Source organism: Desulfamplus magnetovallimortis, from assembly GCF_900170035.1.
Taxonomy (GTDB): Bacteria; Desulfobacterota; Desulfobacteria; order Desulfobacterales; family Desulfobacteraceae; genus Desulfamplus; species Desulfamplus magnetovallimortis.
Genome location: NZ_LT828540.1, coordinates 268,996 through 287,207 on the forward strand (window position 1 = coordinate 268,996; position 18,212 = coordinate 287,207).

The window sequence follows — 18,212 nt, forward strand, 5'->3', positions numbered from 1 at the left end:
TTATCCTCCGGAATGGGCTTTTTGTTTCAGAATATCGTAGTACATAAAAATTCTTTCAATGTATTTAACCGGCTCTCCACCCCTTGCATAGCCATATTTAACTTTTGTATAATACTTTTTTTTGGCAAGCAGGGGAAGGGTTTTTTTGATTGATGACCACTTGTTGGCATCGAGCCCTTGCCTTCTTGCAAGTCTTTGAGCATCAAGTACATGTGCATAACCAATGTTATAGCTGGCCATTGCAAACTTGATTCTGTCAAGGGTATCATTCACGCCATTAAATTTGTGGTATAGCTGTTTTAAATAGGCAATTCCAGCCTTCATGCTCTGAACCGGATCCCGACGATTTGATATGCCCATATCACTTGCTGTCTCTTCTGTAATTTGCATCAAGCCCCTGACTCCTGTTTTGCTTCTCGCTTTGGGGTCAAAATGGGACTCTTGATAGATCATGGCAGCAATCATGCGCCAGTCAAAACCATACTTTTCACACTCTTTCATTATTACTTTTTTATACCTTGGCAGACGGGTTTCAAGGCGTTCATGAAACTTAAGAAGATCAAAGTAATCAAATTCATCAACATTGCCGTAATATTTTTTATATATTTTGTCATAAACCCCATTACTTTTTATTATATCAAAAAAAACAACCATTTTATCGGAAAGTTCTATATCATCAGGTTTGACAGCCCATCCAATGTACTCTTTTTCATGTATGGGAATCCCTATTCGGATATCTGGATAATATCTTCGGTTCAAAAGTGCAATGTTGGAATCTGCTATGGTGTAGCTGATCTCTTTATCCGATGAAGAGCTTTTTGATGAAGGGGCAACTTCCTTTTCCGATATCATGCGCAAAAGATCTTCTGGGTCAAGATCGTCATGAACCACCATATCAATATCAATTCCGCTCTCCTTAATTTCAAGAAGCCTTTCATGGTAGGATGTGGAATCGGAAATATGGATAGTTCTTCCAGGCAGTTCTTCTATGCTCTCTATGGGCAATTTACTTTTATGGTAAATAAACATCTGCTGGACAGTCATGTATGGCTGACAGAAGAGCATCTTTTGTGCACGCTTATCAGTAATTGTTACTCCTGCCGCAATAAAATCACCCTGTTTTGTATCAAGAGTGTAGAAGATATCACTCCAGGAAGGAGTAATTATTTCAAGGTTAACCTCAAGAAACGCTGCAAATTCTCTGGCAAGCTCATACTCAAAACCCATTGGCTCACCTCTGTAGATATAGTAACAGTTCGCATTGTTTTGGGTAATGACCCTGATTTTACCGGATTTCAAGATACGTGAAAGGCTGTCAAGAGGTGTACTTTCTTGTCTCCTGGTATAGATAATAAAGGCTGTAAGGGCTATGATTAAGGAGATTGTAATAAATAAAAGAAAATATTTTTCAAATAGTTGCTTCATGCATCACCTTATTGAAAATCCTGTTTTTCGGGTAGTCCCGTCTTCTCTTCCTTTTCTGTTTCAAGGGCATGAATCGACTGATACCCCCTTGGAAGTTTTCTGCCCCTTTGGCCTCGTTTTCCCCTGTAGTTTTCCTGGTTGGCGGGTTTGAGCTTTAAAAGTCGTTTTCCGGAATGTACAATGATGGTGCTATCTTCTTCTATTATCTTTAACAGTTTTATTCTTTCACCACCTTTAACTTTAAGCTGATCCCTTGGAATACCTATTATTTTGTTACCTTTTCCCTTTTCCAGAATGGGCATTTCATTTACAGGGAATATAAGAAGCCTTCCGGCAGTTGTTATTGTGGCAATAAGATCTTTTTCAGGGGAGTAAACATACTCCGGCTGCATAAGATCTGCGTTATCTGGAAGATTGATCATGGCTTTGCCATTTTTGTTTTTGCAGTAAAGGTTAGGCATTTCAGTGACAAAGCCAAATCCTGTATCAGAGTAAAGAAATATCAAGGTATCATCATCTCCATTAATCATAAAGGGAATAGTTGCATCAGGCTTTATGACAAGGCGCCCTGTAAGTGGTTCTCCCATGCTGCGTGCAGATGGAAATGTATGGGATGGCAGAGAGTAGGTTCTGCCGGTTGAATCAAGAAATACAGTCTGTTTGTTGCTCAGGGTTCTTCCGTGGGCAAGGTATTCATCCCCAGATTTAAATTTAACTTTTTCAGGCTCAAAGTCATGTCCTTTGGCTGATCTTATCCAGCCATTTTTGGAAAGAATAATGGTTACAGGCTCCACTAAAATCACATCTTCCTCTGAAAAAGCCTCTGCCTCTTTTCTTTCAAGAATTGGGGATCTCCTTTTATCACCATGTTTTTTTATATCCTGGCGAATCTCTTTTTTAATGAGATTTTTGAGTAAAAGTTCTGATCCAAGGGTTTTTTCAAGGTTTTGACGCTCTTTTTCCAGTTCATCACGCTCCCCTGTGATCTTTATCTCTTCAAGGCGTGCAAGATGTCGCAGTTTTATATCAAGTATTGCATCTGCCTGGCGTTCACTCAAGTTGAATCTTTTGATCAACTCTGATTTTGGATCATCAAAATTTCTTATTATCTCTATAACTTCATCAATATTGAGAAATGCAACAAGAAGGCCTTCAAGGATATGAAGTCGATCAAGCACCTGATTCAGGCGATGCTGAAGACGCCTTGTAACAGTATCTGTCCTGAATGTAAGCCATTCTGTCAATATTGTGAGAAGGTTTTTTACCTCGGGCTTGCCATTAAGGCCGATCATATTCATGTTTACCCGATAAGAGCGCTCAAGATCAGTTGTTGCAAAAAGGTGATCCATTAGTGCATCCATATCTATCCTTGAGGAGCGGGGAACAATTACAACGCGGGTGGGGTCTTCATGGTCAGATTCATCTCTGAGATCAACAACCATGGGAAGGCGCTTTGCTTCCATCTGTGCTGCTATCTGCTCAATGATCTTTTCTCCGGAGGCATGGTGGGGAAGGGCAGTGATAACAATTTCGCCATCTTCTACATGATATTTTGCCCTCATTTTTATTCTACCGTTTCCGGTTATGTAGGTTTCTTTTATCTCACTGCGGGGAGTTATTATCTCAGCTTCTGTGGGGTAATCAGGGCCCTTTATAAAGGAGAGAATTGCATCAATACCGGCATCAGGATGATCCAAAAGATGAATGCATGCTTCTGCAACCTCTGTCAGGTTGTGAGGGGGAATATCTGTTGCCATGCCCACAGCAATGCCGGTTGTACCGTTGAGCAGAAGATTTGGAAGACGCGCCGGTAGCAGAGAAGGCTCTTTGAGGGTGCCGTCAAAATTGGGAATCCAGGTTGTTGTACCAAGGTTTATCTCCATGAGAAGCACCTCAGCATAATGTGAGAGGCGGGATTCCGTGTAGCGCATGGCAGCAAAGGATTTTGGATCATCAGGGGCACCCCAGTTGCCCTGACCATCCAGAAGTGGATATCGGCATGAGAATGGTTGTGCAAGAAGCACCATTGCTTCATAACATGCAGTGTCTCCGTGTGGATGAAATTTACCAAGAACATCACCCACGGTTCTTGCTGATTTTTTGTGTTTTGCAGAAGCGGTGAGGCCAAGCTGGCTCATGGCATACACAATTCTGCGCTGGACAGGCTTAAGGCCATCTCCTATGTGTGGCAAGGCGCGGTCAAGGATTACGTACATTGAGTAGTTGAGATATGCCTTTTCAGCAAACTCCTCAAAGGGAATTTTTTCAAAATCTTCAAGCACAAGAGGGGAGGCATTGGACATCTTATTTTTTTATCTCCGTATTATCATTGTCAGAGGGGCAGCATTTTCACATCATTGCTTTTGATTACTTACAGAATGACGAATTATTATTACTGAAATTCACATTGAAGGCAAGAAACATTTGGACTTGGGGCGAGAGGGTTTCATCGAGTTTATGTCAAGAACCTTGTTGTGAAAAGAGTCAGTTCTTAATTCATTGACATTTGAGTGAAATCCTATATATCTTTCATGGGAATGGATACAAATTTCCATCTTTGGTGGTTGCTTAATAGCAGCCATGTGCATTATTCAAAAAAGGAGGATTTCATGACAACCCAGGCAATTGAAATGGTTAAGGAAGTTGAGACTCCAAAGGCAGACACTGTTGCAAAAGCTGGTATGGCAGGCACTCTTGGAATTACATTATATACAGGGTTTTCAAGAGGACATCTTGCTCAATTAATACATCCATGGGCAGGTATTGCACTTGTGGGATTTGCAGCCTGGCACACTTATCTTAATATGAAGGATAAGGATCCTGCATAATAGGAAAATTTGATGCCAGGTAAAGTGGATAGAAATGAACTTTGTGTTCATGATCAATATGTAAATTGCGTCCACTGAAAATGACCCTATACTCCGGCTGATATTTCCCGGCAAATACGTTAAGGCTTTTAGCCTGGGTCACCCAGCCGGATTTAATCTCAATTGGAATGATTAGACCATTTATTTCCATCACAAATTCCACCTCACTTCTACCTTCTCTCCAGCAATAAAGGGGAGAATGACCCTGGCATAAAAACTCCTGGGCTGCGAAATTTTCGGCAAAATAGCCTTTGTAAGTCCCATAATCGGAGTCCAGTACAGACTTGACCGGCAAGTCAGCCAGTGCTCCCAGAAGCCCTACATCAAAGAGGATCAATTTAAAAAAGTTTTCCTTTGAAAAGGCTGAAAAGGGAAGCTCACCACGATTAATAATATGAATTTTATGAATCAATCCTGACGCTACAAGCCAGTCTATGGCTCCGGCAAGTCTTGAATATCCCCGTATCCCGGGAATCACCCCCTTGAATTTAAATTTGGGGATGGAGCCATCTTGCTCCCTGGCTATCTGGGCAGGTATATTACGCAACAATCTATCCACATGCATGGAATTGACTTTTCCGGAATGCTTTGCAATATCCGCAAGGTATTGATTTAACAGATCCTTTTGCTTTTCCCTGACCTGTTTCATGCAGGTAAAAAGATCATTTTTGCCATCCACATATGTTTGCACTATGTCCGGAAGTCCGCCAACAACAAAGTAATGGGTCATCTGTTCCCATAATCGCTGATGAACAATATCAGGAACTGGTTGAGAAATATCAAGGTCGGAAAGAAAATTAAGGAGCATTGTTTCACCGGCACCCATCAGAAATTCCATAAAATTCATGGGAAACATCTCCAGAAACTTAACCTTACCAACAGGAAATGATGCTTCACCAAGGTGTATCCCAAGAAGAGAGCCGGCGGAACAGACTGCTAATTCCGGCATCTTTTCACTGAAATATTTCAATGAAGTCAATGCCCGTGGGCAAGCCTGAATTTCATCCATAATGAGAAGGTCATCATTTGTATCAATGGCTTGATTCAGGTAAAATGAGATTTCCTGGATAATGCGATCAACCTTTAAATCTTTTTCAAAGACCCTGTGTAACGCCTCGTCTTCTTCAAAATTAATATAGTGACAGTGGTTAAAATGCTCTGCACCGAACTTTTTGAGGATATAAGTTTTTCCAACCTGTCGTGCTCCCTTAATAATAAGGGGCTTTCGGTCGTTTTTTTCTTTCCACTCCAAAAGAGATCTGTAGATGATTCTTTTCAAAATGATCACCTGAGCCTTTACATCAAGAATACGTTAGAAATTAGGGCATGATTCATGAGAATTTGCGAAGATTGGATTTTTAATATACGCACCTCATAAAAAAAGTGCTATCAAAAAATATCGAAATTGATATTTTTTGTATAGCACTTAATTTTAAAAATTTCTATTCTGTAATATTATTGCTGAAATCCATCACATTTTCCTGCTCCGATGTATTATTGTTCTGATCTGGTATAATGTTTTCCTGTTTTGACGTATTGTTGTTCTGGTTTGATATAATGTTTTCCTGTTCTAATGGAGTATTTTTTTCTTCTTTTGCCATCAATTCATCAATCTTTTTCAGAAGATTATCTCCTTGATAGCTGTCCAGCATAAAGGGATAAGCATTTTCAGAACTTAAGGCCGGGTATTTTTCATTATCTTTTACAAATAGTTCAATGGAATATGTTTTTTCACCCTTCATAGTAATGGTAGCAGCCGTGCTCATACCTTTGAATGCATCTTCCTTTGAATCATTTTCTGTAAATTGAGAACATTTAAGGTTGGAAAGGGTGGATAGAATACCATCAAGGGTATCTTTATTCTCCAATTCAGTTGCTCCTGGTGAAGAGGACATATTTTCAACGTCCCCTTCTGGTTTCTGTTTCACTTTCCACACTTTAACAGATGCTTCATTTACAGATGCTTCATTTACAGATGCTTCATTTACAGTGGCTTCATTTTCCGAGTCAGTTTTACTTTCTTCAGAAGATTTATCTTCAGAGGCTTCTGCACTCTTATCGCTGGATAAAACAAGCTCCATAACAGTGTCATCTTTTGACAGAACAACCTCTGTGATTTTATCTTTGTTAAAGGAGAGTACCGTTTTATCCCTTATATCATCAACGGTTTTTTCAAAATCACGTCTAAAACTTTTGGAAGCATGATAGACACTATTGTTGCCGTCAAGGCGTATAAAAGTATGGCGGAAAGATGGTGCTGCTTTTCCAATATCAAATTTTCTGAGGGTCTCAACAGATGATTTTACTGTAACAGAAATCCGGTGTTCCTGATCAAGCTCATATCTGTTGAGATTCTCTCCCTGTTCTGAAATCAGTGCAGAGACCTTGATCTCCTTTATTATATCAAGCATTTTTGAAACAACTTTTTCATCAGCAGGATAGTCCTTTTCAGTTACTTTCCATGACTCATCCTTCTTGGCAATGGGAATTGTTTGGCCATCTTTTTCAAGTATGATCTCCTTTATATCAGAAACATTTATTTCAGGAATGGAAGGAAGAGTGTAGTTGTTTCCATCCCGATTATGCATTACAAGATAGGCTGACAGCAATACAATCAGCACACCTGGTATGATATACTCCTTTTTCATTTTTATCTCTTGTGCCTCCTTCTGGTGCTGTGAATAATCACGCTATGATATAGCTTTCCAGAAAACAAATATAGCTTTCCAGAAAAGAAATCTGGTGCTTGACTGATATGAGAAGATGATCACTCATCCCTGCCATTGTGAAACATGATCTTTATTGTTTTTCTGCGGGAATTTCTCCGCAGCCATACACCAAACCCGAACAAAATCATCAGAGCAGGAAGCCCTGCAATATTGAAGGTCTTTATAAAGCCCCTTGCAAATGGAGTTGTTTCAGAGAGAGGGTTGAGGGTCTGATTCTTGCTTCTCATCTCTGCAATATCATCCTGATCATTTAAGTGATCAATTACATTGAGTATAAATGTGGCATTGGTGGTTCTGCCCTCGGGGTCAAGCATGTTGTCCTGAAGCATTGAAGAGCAGGCCATGACAAAAATTTTTCCTGGTTTACCTTTAGTAATAATTGTGTTGTCAACTTCTATCTCTGAAAGAGCTATTGCCGCTTCATCCTTGCTTGTTTCATCGATTTTTGGGCTTTCGCTTTCATTGGCAGAACCAGTATTGGCGGAATCAATGTCTGTATCCGGGGAAGCTTCTTTTTTGGTATCATCAGAGTCTTTTTTTGCCACATCTTTCTGGGGAATTGATTTTCCTGCAAAGTAGCTTGTGAATTCACCACTTAGCATATAAGCAAGTGCATGTGACTGCATTTCTGATGTTTCAGCAGGGGGCCTTATGAACATGGGATTGAGGTTGATTCGGTCTTTCATAAGCCACGACTCATCCGATGATGAAAAGAGCCTTGTTGCAGTGACGCCGCTCTGCTCAAGTTTCTGCTCATCAAGGGTAATGGGTGAGATCTTCATGGCAATTATTCCCTTGATGTTTTTCATGAAATCAGGTGAATTGTTGATATTGGCATCTTTTATAATTGGAGCAAAATAAATCTCCTGCTCTCCGCCACCCTGTCTTGCTGGTTTCATCTGTTTGTAGCAGTTTTTATCAAGGATGTAGGATTTGTCGATCTTGACACCATAGTGATTCAGAAGTTTATCAAGACCTGTGTCAATGGGTATATACTGTGGGCCACCGCCAAATCCCATCTGCTGCTGGGACATAATTTCATTGAATGTATCTGTGAAAAAGGCGATATTGGTTCCCTTCATCAATGCCTGGTCAATAAGAAAGAGTTCATAGTCGGAAAAAGGTTCTGTTGGTCTTGCAATGATAAGGGTTTTAAGACCTTCGGGAATGCCGCCGTCACCCTTTATATTGCTTATTCCTTTTGAGCTTTTATCTCCTGATTCCGATTCATCACCATCTTCGCTATCTTTTAGATTAATATCCTGAATTGTATATCGTTTGGATATAAGATCATTAAAGACATTCATGGTACCACCCTGCTGACCCGGCATCATGCCCATACCTCCACCCATAAGGGAAAGCGTTCCATGGTCGGCAAGATAGCCGATATTTTCGTTGATGCCGATCATTGTCTCCATGGTTTCGGTGAAAAGCTCATCTAAGGCATCAGGGTCAACCATCTGATAAGTTGTTCCTATTATGGGCAGATTGATGCTTGAAATAATGGGGGTGCTTTTTATCTTCTCCTTGTACTGCATTACAATACCTGCCCCGCCATTTCCTGCTTCAATTCCCTTTTGGGGAATGGCTGGCCATTTCATGGCCATTACATTGTATTTTTCAGCAATCTCGTCAAGGTTATTCTCTTTTGTTGGATCAACATATTTATAGTCGATTTTGCCAAGGCTTTTGGTGTTAAGCTTTTCAACAACCTCTTCAATGCGCTCCGGCAGAGATGACAACTGGTCAAGACCCATGAGAGGCGCTACCTTTTCAAGGGATGATGAAAGATAGAGGGTTATCTTTACCTTTTCATCAAGGGCCATAAGAGCGCTAACCTTGTTGTTCAGCTTCTGGATGGCTGTGGTAAGTGTATATTCAAGGCCGTTGGTTGAGGTGATTGCAGGAATTTTCTCCATCATGTCACCGTGGATGATGACAAGCCCCATGTAAGCCTGCTGGAACTTGACCTCATCGTTTTCAATTATACGGATCTGTACAGGAGAAATGCCGTAGTCCTCGGCCATCTGACGGTTGACATTGGTCTGTTCCGTCATGCCTGCCTCTCCTGCTGTAACATCATAAAAACGATAGTTGAAAAGTTTTCCACCCCTTGCTGCATACTCCTCCATGAGATCATGGAGATAGCGTTCAGTGTTGTTGTGGGGTGCAGGTAGATTTTTTGTGAAAAAGACCTTTATACTTAGGGGTTCAGATAGGCTTTCAACAACTTCATGGCTTGCATCCGATAGGGAATAAAGTCCATTGGATGTAAGATCCGCCCTGAAAAACAGGGTAACTCCAGCAACATTTACAAGCACCACCACTGCAAAGTAGAGCAAAAATTTGATCCATGCTCCTTTGTTGCCACCGCCTCTGGGGGCTTTTTTCCCTGAATCAATCAAGGCGGTGTTATTTTTATCAGCAATTCCTTTCTTCATAGCAAAACAGCTCCTTAAATTCTTTTCCCTTAGATACTTAATTCTTTTCCTGCATTACAAGATATGTTCCTGACAGCCCGATAAATATAACACTCAGAAAATAGAGAATATCCCTTGAGTCAATGATCCCTTTGGATATGCTCTGAAAATGCACATCTGCTCCAATAAAAGATACAATTTCTGTTATGGATGCAGGAACAAAAAAGAGGATTTTGTCAAGGATGGTCAATGTAAAGCAAAGGGATGCCCCAATGATGAATGCAACAATCTGGTTGCGGGTAAGAGATGATGCAAAAATACCCATTGCAGAATAGGCACCGCAAAGAAGGAGAGCACCTGTATAGCCACCGATAACAGGTCCTGGATCCACGTCTCCAATAAATGATATAAAGATAGGATAGGAGAGGGTTGGAAACAGCATGCATCCGCAAAAAAGTGTGGCGGCAAGGAACTTGCCCACGGCAATATCCGTAAATGAAACAGGCATTGTAAGCAGGGTCTCATAGGAGCCAACGTTCATCTCTTCGGAAAATAGCCGCATGGTAACAGCCGGAATAATAAAGGAAAATATCATGGGCAGCATGGAGAAAAAGTTCCTCATGTCTGCTGTATCAAAAAGAAAAAAGTGGAAAAGAAAAACCACCCTGTGACCACAAGGAAAAGCGATATTACAATGTAGGCAATGGGTGATATGAAATAGTCCTTGAACTCTTTTAGTGTAATTTGGATCATCTGATTCATGGCACTCTATCTTTCTCCTCCTCTGTAGGATTCCTCTCCCTTAGTCAACTCCTGGAAAATACGCTCAAGTGTCTGGGAATCCCTTGTCAACTGGGCAATACTCCAGTTTGTTTCCTTGATTTTTTTGTATAGATCCCGCCTGATATCCCTGGAGCTGCTGCTGTGAATTTCAAAAGATACCACATCACTCTCTTCAGGCTCCTTTTCAATTACACGAATATCCGGAGATATGGCTGCAATAAGTTTTTTTGCCTCTTCAGGATCTGCGTCATACAGGGAAAGATCAATGCATGAGCTTCCGGCAGCCCTTGATTTCAGGTTTTGAGTTGTATCATCAGCAACCACCTTGCCTCTGTTTATAATAACAATACGGTCACAGGTAGCTTCTGCCTCGCTCAGGATATGGGTGGAGAAGATAATTGTTTTCTCCTTTCCAATACGTCTGATGATTGCTCTGATTTCTGCAATCTGGTTTGGGTCAAGCCCTGATGTGGGTTCGTCAAGAATTAGAATTTCAGGATCTGTCATCATGGCATGGGCAAGCCCGACACGCTGTTTCAATCCCTTGGAAAGTTCATCCACGGTTTTATGCATTATGCCGGAAAGACCGCATAAACTGGAAAGCTCTTTGAGTCGCAGATGGATTTTGTCCCTGGGGATTCCCCGAACCTTTGCAACATAACAAAGGTAATCAAACACAAGCATGTTGTGGTAAAGGGGAGCTGATTCCGGCAGGTATCCCATAAGGCTTTTTATTTTAAGGGCATCCTCGGAAATCAATAGATCCTTTACAATAATGTCTCCGGCAGATGGTTTAAGAAAACCTGTCAGCATCCTGAGTGTTGTAGTCTTGCCTGCACCATTGGGACCGAGAAGCCCCAGGACTTCACCTTTCTTGATCTCAAGGCTGATACCGTCAACAGCACAGAAGCTGTTGTAGTATCTGGTCAGATTTTTGACCTGTATCACAGTACCTCCTTTTTACATCTTAAGTTGTTTTGTTAATAGGGAGTCAGTGGTTTCTAAATTACCATTTATCATTGTTATTACTTTCTATTTTGAAACTTCTTGATCGACTTTGGTGGTAAAATAGATTCTTCAGACTCTCTAAGTTACTCAAAATCGACATCTTATTGCTTTTTCAGAAGTTATTGCAGTTGTCTGAACCAGGATAACCAGGATGGATAGGATGCTCAGGATAAATAATCCTGCCTTATCTTGTTAATCTTGGGAATCCTGATTCAGACAGTGTTGACAAGGCTTACAAGATCATAGGTGTCGACTTTGAGAAGTTATAAGCTCATTAAATAGACATCTTTTATATACTATTATTAATTAAACTATTATTGATTAAATAGACATTGTACATATACTATTTTGAGTATTTCAGTATGTTTCAATGATACTGCTTTTCTCAATAAATGTCTTAAGTTCGTTTTTCGTTTTTGACATGGCATTCATGGTTTTTTCAAGGCTGCGGCAGAAAGGATCCTCTTCTCCTAACTCCTTTCTTGATTTTTCAAAAAGCGTTATGGCATTCTTCCACTGACTGTCAAGCTCCTTTAGTAGCGTTTTTCGTTTTTTATGCTTCTCTTTTTCAGCAAGAATGACATCCTCAAGTCTTTTCAGTGCATACTCAACAAGTGCATCCCTTGGGGTATTATTATCCTTTGCGATCATCTCCAGGAGATCAAGGGTTTTTCTGCTGAGTACATAGGTTTTCTGAACCCTTTCAATCTGGTTGAACTGTCTGATTCTTATTTTTTCAGCAATATTGCTCAATGCCTCTGCATCATCAACAAGATGATCAAAAAGTGATTTTTGCTTTATACCAAGGTGCACAGCAACAAGACTCAATGATTCAATGGCCTTTTCAGAGAGTTTGAATGTGGCCCTGACAGATTGCCTGCCCCTCAGATCCATGGTAACCGACCCTGTTACTGTGTTATCCTCGTTTGTCATGTCAACCTCCTGACGCCATATATCATTAACACAAAAAAATGATTAGTAAATGATATTGAACATTATCATTTGGTAATGTTTTTGTCAGATTTTTGTTTGTCAGAATTTTTGTTAAATAAGGTTAAATCAGAAACAATTTATTGAGGTAATTAGTCACATGATTATATTTAATGGATTAAAAATAATCATGAAAAATATTTTTGAAAGGTTCAATTACCATGAAAAAGGAGGGATGATCAAGTAACTTATGATTTTTGGCAATCAACTGCCCATTTTGATGAATTTAAAGACCTGCATTCCTGCAATACCTGCAAGCATATAGACAAAAACAGTTGCGGAAAGAGAGCCTGATTTGAGTTTCAGGGCAGAGTAATATTCTTGATTATTTCAACTTTTTTGTGTTATCAATTAAATCTATGGATTAGAGATAAACAGAATTGTGAACTATATTGAGAGTTTGCCTTCCTTAATTTGGGGATTGGGGCATTCAATAAGCGGAAAAAAATCAGTCAAAAAGTTGGTTTGTTAGTTTCGCATTATTAGGATAAGAATGTATATTCCCCAAGATTATTGAGTGCTTGATATCCATGTTGATACAGTTTTAATATGGAAAGACATTGAAAAAAATAGTGCATTACATTACCAGTGATGGCAAAAGTATTTTTCAAGGATGGTTTCGCACCTTGAGAGATAGACGTGCCAAAATAAACATCACCAAACGTCTTACTCAAGCAAAGAAAGGGAGCTTTGGAGATACAAAGTCAATTGGTGATGGTGTTCATGAGATGCGTATTAACTATGGCCCGGGGTATCGGGTCTATTATGCCAATGATTTAGAAACCATCATTGTTCTGCTCTGTGGTGGGGACAAAAGCACCCAGGATGAAGATATCAAGACAGCAAAGAAATATTGGGCAGAATATAAACAAGAAAAAAAGAGGTGATAATATGCAGGTAGCCGGTCATGATGAATTTATAGTTGAAGAGCTAAAAAGAGACCCTGAATTCCTTGAGTTGTATATTGAAGATGTCATGAAAGAAAAAGATCCGTTTCTTTTTAAAGAGGGACTCCAATACATCATTAAAGCAAAAGGTTTTAATTTTGATTTGGAGATTCGGATTAAAGATAATGATAAAGAGGCTGCTTGATAATAGTCATTATATCGATTCTATCTAAGTGTCTGATTTTATTGAACTATTAAAAATGAGAGCTGTAATAAAATCAGTGGGTTATGGAAAATCGATATAACGGCCATGGCAAACCCATCTTGCCACAACGAAGCATGAAAGCCCTGAAAAAAACCTTGAAATACGGGGACTTTCTTATAAATGTTTCATGTAGTAAACCTTCCGTTTTTTTCAGCTTCAATTTTTTTAGCATGGACTTGATTGTTCTTTTTTTCAAAATCTTTGGTAACCGTATTATCAAGTTCAATCTGTTCTTCATATTCCCTTCTGGTACGTGTGATTTTGCAACAGCATATTGCCACAACACCAACTGCCGCTCCTACAAAGTGCATCATCAAAGATGCTTTGTACTGTTCGTAAATCCTGCTTCTGTTCCTTAGTTATCTCCTTTTTTTCAAAAAGCCTTTCTTTTCAAGTTTTTCATGGGGCTGGGTAAGTTGTTGTGCCTGGAGTTTTTCGGGCATATTTTTTTTGTAATGTTTCTCAAAGTTGACAGGCTGTTACTGAATTAAAAAATTGTTTACATTATGCCATATTGTATTTTTTTTGGCAATCAACTGCCCATTTTGATGAATTTAAAGACCTGCATTCCTGCAATACCTGCAAGCATATAGACAAAAACAGTTGCAGAAAGAGAGCCTGATTTGAGTTTCAGGGCAGAGCCGATGGAAGATTTTATCACTGGTATAAAGCGGAATTTCCATACAATGGAATTGAGTTCATCAAGCACAAGGTGGGTTATGCATCCTGAAAATACAGCAATGCCGGCAGCAATTGCCATATTTGTACCGGATGGAATGAACATGAGAAATGCAGCTTCCCCGCACAAAAGTGCAAAGGGAATGCTGTGCATTATGCCTCTGTGGACTGTTATGCGTTTAATTACCTCGCATACTGCATGATTTATGAAAAAATAGGAGAGCACAAAATAGGAGACAAGAAATTCAGGCGTGGCAGTAAAATGTTTTGATACATCATCAAGAAATGCAACAGGAATTATAACTGACAGAAGACCAAAAACAATGGCAAGCGGCTTGCCTGTATCGCTGTCCAGATCCGGCAGAAGCCCTCCAATAGTACCTATGACAAATACCGCTGTTAACTGTGTGGGGTTGAGTAAACCCGGCTTTAACAATATGTATCCAGTTGATACAGCAGCCCCGGCAGCCATGCCGCCCATGAGGTGGGTTTTAAATCCTGACATTTTTTCAGTGACCTTTATTGGGTAGTGTCATAAAAGTGTTGATATCTTTTTGTGAAAGCCCTGCTGAATCAAGTTTTGTGAAGAGCTCACCAACATATTTGGGACACCACCCTTTATTGATATTGTAGAGTAATTTTTGTTTTATCGTGGAAATAGATACAAATTTCGGGGGTGGCTAAATCACAGCCATGTCCGTTTACTCAAAGACGACACTATGGAAAAGCCTGTCCGAAAGGTGTTAAGTTATCTGCTTTTTATTTGCAGAATCAATGATTTCTGCTACATTAAAGCAGTTGGATATCATATTAGTTGGAAAACAGGCAATTTGTTTTTTAAAGGGGAGTTTGATATGAAAATCATATATCAAAAAAGGGGTCAATGGTTTACAGGGCATATCCTTGAAGATCCTGAGTATGAATCCCAGTGCGAAACTCTTGAAGAGTTGCGCAATAATCTTACTGAAATATATAGTGATATTGTATCCGGTTTGGTTCCTAAGGCATAACCTTTCATAAAGAGATTGTCTGTCGGGTTGAAATGATGAAAAAAAACTATTATGACTTTGATGAAAATAACTCTGATATCAGAGAATCACTGATTGTGATTGATGATCTGAAAGGTCAGATTGACATAAAAAAAAACTTACAAAAAGAACATTGGTCAGCAATTCAGGAGAAACTGCGTATTGACTGGACATATGACTCCAATGCTATTGAAGGCAGTTCTCTTACAAGGGGCGAAACACTTTTTTTTTAAGAGAAGGGCTTACGGTTGAAGGAAAGCCTTTTAAAGATTTTCTTGATGCCAGAAATCATGCAGAAGCAATCGACTGGCTTTACGATGTGATAAAAGAGAATCGCTCAATCTCTCAGGGACTTATTAAAGAGATGAATGCTCTGCTTTTATCAGGTGTAAAATATACTCCTGCAATAAGTCAAAGCGGTCAGAAAATAAAAAAACCGGCCAATCCTGGAAAGTACAAGGTTCACCCAAATCATGTTTTACAGACAGATGGAACTATCCATTTTTACACTGCCCCTGTTCATGTGGCAGATGAAATGGAAAATTTGTGCAGATGGATTGATGAAAATATTTACAGCAGACATCCCCTTGTTATTGCTTCTATAACTCATTATAACATGGTAAGAATTCATCCTTTTGATGATGGTAACGGTCGTGGTGCAAGGATTCTTATGAATCTTGTGCTGATAAAAAAAGGCTATCCGGTTGCAATAATAAAAAATGAGAACCGTCGAAAATATCTGACAACACTGAATCAGGCGGACAATGGTGATATTATGCCCTTTATAAAATTTATTGCAGACGCTCTGATAGATACTGAAAAGTCTATTGTGGATGAATTGAAACGATTGGCTTAAGTAGTGTTTAATTGTTCAAAATTAACAATGCCGATATTTTTTATTAGAAAGTCTCCATAACGTGCTGTTTTTATAAAGGCTTTAAACTTTTAGATTGTGGCGGTGATCCGCCATGTATGTTTATATGAAAGTCTCCGTAACAGCCTGTTTTAAAAACGACTTTCATCCCTTCGTTTGTGGCGGTGATCCGCCATGTACGTTATAATTCAAATCAAGGATTGTATAAATGACAAAAAACATAGTGCAAAAAATTGATGATCTTGTAAAAATTAACACTATTCTTGTCAGTGTATCTGACAAGTCAGGACTTGAAAACTTTATTCCTGAAATTGTGAAGATTAATCCGGAGATCAAGATCCTTTCCACAGGCGGAACATTCTCAAAAATAAAAGATATCCTTGGGAGCAGGGCAGAAAGGTCTCTTCAGCAGGTCTCTGACTATACAGGGCAGCCGGAAACCCAGGGTGGGCTTGTGAAAACACTTGATTTCAGAATTTATCTTGGCCTTTTGACCGAAACATACAATGAATCCCACCAGAATGATCTTCAGCGCACAGAATCGCTTCCCATTGATATGGTTGTGGTAAACCTCTATCCATTCAGGGAGACCATTGCAAAACCCGATGTTACCTGTGAAAATGCCAGGGGAAACATCGACATCGGCGGCCCAACAATGATAAGGGCATCTGCAAAAAACTTTATACGGGTTGCTTCGGTTGTAGATCCCGGAGACTATAGCGATATTTTAAAAGAGATGGCCAAAGGAGAGGGCGCACTTTCCCTTGATCGTCGTTTTCAACTGGCACGAAAGGCATTTGATCATACAGCCCAGTATGACAGGACAATTGCTGATTATCTTTCTCAGCAGCCGTTTGACAAGGTAAAAGAGTGCTATACCTGCTCATAATTGTCTCCCCACCCATAATAAATCATTTTTAGGAGAATTATTAATGGCTGAAGATTTAAAACAGATGTACAAAACCGTAATGGATGACCATTTTACCCCTGCCATGGAGATCACATTTGTGGATGGCAATAACCGCCAGACCCTTTTTTATGAAAAGGTTGCCTGGACAATTGACGGGGTGCAGAAAGGACTCAGATATGGCGAAAATCCAGGGCAGGAGGCAGCTCTCTACCGCCTGGTCAACGGTAATCTTGTGCTTGGGAATACTTCCACAATAAAGCCTGGCAAGTATATGGTTTCAGATATTGAGCTTTTGCAGTCCGGTAAGCACCCAGGTAAAACCAATCTTACAGATGCCGATAATGCTTTAAATATCCTGCGTTATTTTTCCGAAACCCCTGGTGCCGTAATCGTAAAGCATAACAACCCCTGTGGTGCTGCAATTGCAGACTCTTTAGAAGAAGCCTATGCCAAAGCCTATATGGCAGACCGTGTTGCAGCCTTTGGAGGATGCATTGCTCTTAACCGTTCGGTTGATCGTGCCACTGCCGAGGCCATAGCTGACCAGTATGCAGAAGTTGTTGTTGCTCCTGAGTTTGACGAGGGGGTTGTGGATATTCTTGGCCGCCGTAAAAATCTTCGTGTTATCCGCATCAACAATATTTCAAGACTGGTGTCTTTTATAGGCGAGAGGGTTGTGGATTTCAAAAGCCTTATGGATGGAGGAATTGTTACCCAGTGGTCCTTTGCCCCTGTTACACTCTCAAAGGATGATCTTAAAGTTGCAGAAACTGAATATAAAGGTAAAACATTCAGGGTAAAGCGTGAACCAACAGAGCAGGAGTATAAGGACATGCTCTTTGGCTGGCTTGTGGAGTCAGGCATAACATCCAATTCCGTTATATATGTCAAGGATAATGTCACAGTGGGCATAGGCACAGGAGAGCAGGACAGGGTGGGAGTTGCGGAAATCGCTGTTGACAAGGCCTACCGTAAGCTCATGGACAGATACTCCTTTGAACGCTACAACACCCCGTTCAATCTGCTTGATGATGCTGACAAAATAGCTGAAATAAAGGAAGATGTGGAAAAAGAGAAGGGCGGTTTGACAGGATCTACAATGGTAAGTGATGCATTTTTCCCTTTCAGGGATGGCATTGATGTTGGATTGCGTCAGGGAGTTAAATCCGTTATTCAGCCAGGAGGCTCCATGAACGATTTTGAGGTGATTGAAGCATGTAATGAGGCTGATGCCACAATGGTTTATACAGGGCAGAGAAGCTTTAAACATTAACATTATCAACAGTTCTGTGGGGTGGCAACACCCCCTCTTATTACCCTATTATCGTACTTTAAGAATATTCTGGAA

General features: G+C 40.0%; 19 protein-coding genes. 8 read left to right on the forward strand and 11 right to left on the reverse strand.

Going from position 1 to position 18,212, the window contains the following annotated elements; genetic code table 11:
* Both mltF and parC read right to left on the reverse strand, forming a co-directional pair.
* Positions 1–1,425 (reverse strand): membrane-bound lytic murein transglycosylase MltF, encoded by a 1,425-nt coding sequence (mltF, locus tag MTBBW1_RS01095; protein WP_080797927.1) that lies wholly within the window; start codon positions 1,423–1,425, stop codon positions 1–3.
* Positions 1,426–1,433: 8 nt separating this feature from the next.
* The gene (parC, locus tag MTBBW1_RS01100; protein ID WP_080797931.1) at positions 1,434–3,728 is read right to left on the reverse strand and encodes a DNA topoisomerase IV subunit A; all 2,295 of its coding nucleotides are present in this window, start codon (positions 3,726–3,728) and stop codon (positions 1,434–1,436) included.
* A 306-nt stretch (positions 3,729–4,034) separates the two neighbouring features.
* Between parC and MTBBW1_RS01105 the strand changes: the two genes are divergently transcribed.
* Positions 4,035–4,253, forward strand: a complete 219-nt coding sequence (locus MTBBW1_RS01105; RefSeq protein ID WP_080797934.1) for a hypothetical protein — start codon at positions 4,035–4,037, stop codon at positions 4,251–4,253.
* Here the strand turns inward: MTBBW1_RS01105 and MTBBW1_RS01110 are convergent.
* The 7 genes from MTBBW1_RS01110 to MTBBW1_RS01135 all read right to left on the reverse strand — a co-directional run bounded on the left by MTBBW1_RS01110 (position 4,225) and on the right by MTBBW1_RS01135 (position 12,165).
* Positions 4,225–5,571, reverse strand: a complete 1,347-nt coding sequence (locus MTBBW1_RS01110; RefSeq protein WP_139786614.1) for an ATP-binding protein — start codon at positions 5,569–5,571, stop codon at positions 4,225–4,227. The genes MTBBW1_RS01105 and MTBBW1_RS01110 overlap by 29 nt on opposite strands.
* Before the next feature lie 163 nt (positions 5,572–5,734).
* Positions 5,735–6,940, reverse strand: coding sequence for a DUF4340 domain-containing protein (locus MTBBW1_RS01115; protein ID WP_080797942.1), 1,206 nt, complete (start codon positions 6,938–6,940; stop codon positions 5,735–5,737).
* A 119-nt stretch (positions 6,941–7,059) separates the two neighbouring features.
* Positions 7,060–9,462, reverse strand: coding sequence for a Gldg family protein (locus MTBBW1_RS01120; RefSeq protein WP_080797946.1), 2,403 nt, complete (start codon positions 9,460–9,462; stop codon positions 7,060–7,062).
* 37 nt (positions 9,463–9,499) lie between these two features.
* Positions 9,500–10,045, reverse strand: a complete 546-nt coding sequence (locus tag MTBBW1_RS01125) for an ABC transporter permease subunit (protein ID WP_245809207.1) — start codon at positions 10,043–10,045, stop codon at positions 9,500–9,502.
* 14 nt (positions 10,046–10,059) lie between these two features.
* Complete coding sequence (locus MTBBW1_RS29340; protein WP_245809208.1) at positions 10,060–10,203, reverse strand: hypothetical protein; 144 nt, start codon at positions 10,201–10,203, stop codon at positions 10,060–10,062.
* Between the two features lie 6 nt (positions 10,204–10,209).
* Positions 10,210–11,172: an ATP-binding cassette domain-containing protein gene (locus MTBBW1_RS01130; RefSeq protein WP_080797950.1), complete on the reverse strand. Its 963-nt coding sequence runs from the start codon at positions 11,170–11,172 to the stop codon at positions 10,210–10,212.
* A gap of 417 nt (positions 11,173–11,589) precedes the next feature.
* Positions 11,590–12,165 (reverse strand): hypothetical protein, encoded by a 576-nt coding sequence (locus MTBBW1_RS01135; RefSeq protein WP_080797953.1) that lies wholly within the window; start codon positions 12,163–12,165, stop codon positions 11,590–11,592.
* A 617-nt stretch (positions 12,166–12,782) separates the two neighbouring features.
* On the opposite strand from MTBBW1_RS01135, the gene MTBBW1_RS01140 reads away from it, so the two are divergent.
* Together MTBBW1_RS01140 and MTBBW1_RS01145 are read left to right on the forward strand one after the other, a co-directional pair.
* Entirely contained in the window at positions 12,783–13,109 is a 327-nt protein-coding gene (locus MTBBW1_RS01140) for a type II toxin-antitoxin system RelE/ParE family toxin (RefSeq protein WP_080797955.1), read from the forward strand.
* Positions 13,110–13,113: 4 nt separating this feature from the next.
* A complete protein-coding gene (locus MTBBW1_RS01145; RefSeq protein WP_080797959.1) occupies positions 13,114–13,314 on the forward strand; it encodes a hypothetical protein in 201 nt (66 codons plus the stop codon).
* 185 nt (positions 13,315–13,499) lie between these two features.
* Here MTBBW1_RS01145 and MTBBW1_RS01150 read toward each other — a convergent pair whose 3' ends face one another.
* Together MTBBW1_RS01150 and MTBBW1_RS01155 are read right to left on the reverse strand one after the other, a co-directional pair.
* Positions 13,500–13,688 carry a hypothetical protein gene (locus tag MTBBW1_RS01150; protein ID WP_080797962.1) on the reverse strand — a complete coding sequence of 63 codons (189 nt, stop codon included), beginning with the start codon at positions 13,686–13,688 and terminating at the stop codon, positions 13,500–13,502.
* Positions 13,689–13,906: 218 nt separating this feature from the next.
* Positions 13,907–14,557, reverse strand: a complete 651-nt coding sequence (locus MTBBW1_RS01155) for a metal-dependent hydrolase (protein WP_080797965.1) — start codon at positions 14,555–14,557, stop codon at positions 13,907–13,909.
* A gap of 349 nt (positions 14,558–14,906) precedes the next feature.
* Between MTBBW1_RS01155 and MTBBW1_RS27645 the strand changes: the two genes are divergently transcribed.
* The 5 genes from MTBBW1_RS27645 (at position 14,907) to MTBBW1_RS01180 (ending at position 18,137) form a co-directional block, all read left to right on the forward strand.
* A complete protein-coding gene (locus MTBBW1_RS27645) occupies positions 14,907–15,062 on the forward strand; it encodes a type II toxin-antitoxin system HicB family antitoxin (RefSeq protein ID WP_139786615.1) in 156 nt (51 codons plus the stop codon).
* A 35-nt stretch (positions 15,063–15,097) separates the two neighbouring features.
* Entirely contained in the window at positions 15,098–15,313 is a 216-nt protein-coding gene (locus MTBBW1_RS01165; RefSeq protein WP_080797971.1) for a hypothetical protein, read from the forward strand.
* A gap of 86 nt (positions 15,314–15,399) precedes the next feature.
* Positions 15,400–15,936 (forward strand): Fic family protein, encoded by a 537-nt coding sequence (locus tag MTBBW1_RS01170; RefSeq protein WP_139786617.1) that lies wholly within the window; start codon positions 15,400–15,402, stop codon positions 15,934–15,936.
* Positions 15,937–16,162: 226 nt separating this feature from the next.
* On the forward strand, positions 16,163–16,843 hold the full coding sequence (locus MTBBW1_RS01175; protein WP_080797979.1) for a hypothetical protein: 681 nt from the start codon (positions 16,163–16,165) through the stop codon (positions 16,841–16,843).
* Positions 16,844–16,886: 43 nt separating this feature from the next.
* Positions 16,887–18,137: an IMP cyclohydrolase gene (locus tag MTBBW1_RS01180; RefSeq protein ID WP_080797982.1), complete on the forward strand. Its 1,251-nt coding sequence runs from the start codon at positions 16,887–16,889 to the stop codon at positions 18,135–18,137.
* Positions 18,138–18,212 lie beyond the last annotated feature (75 nt).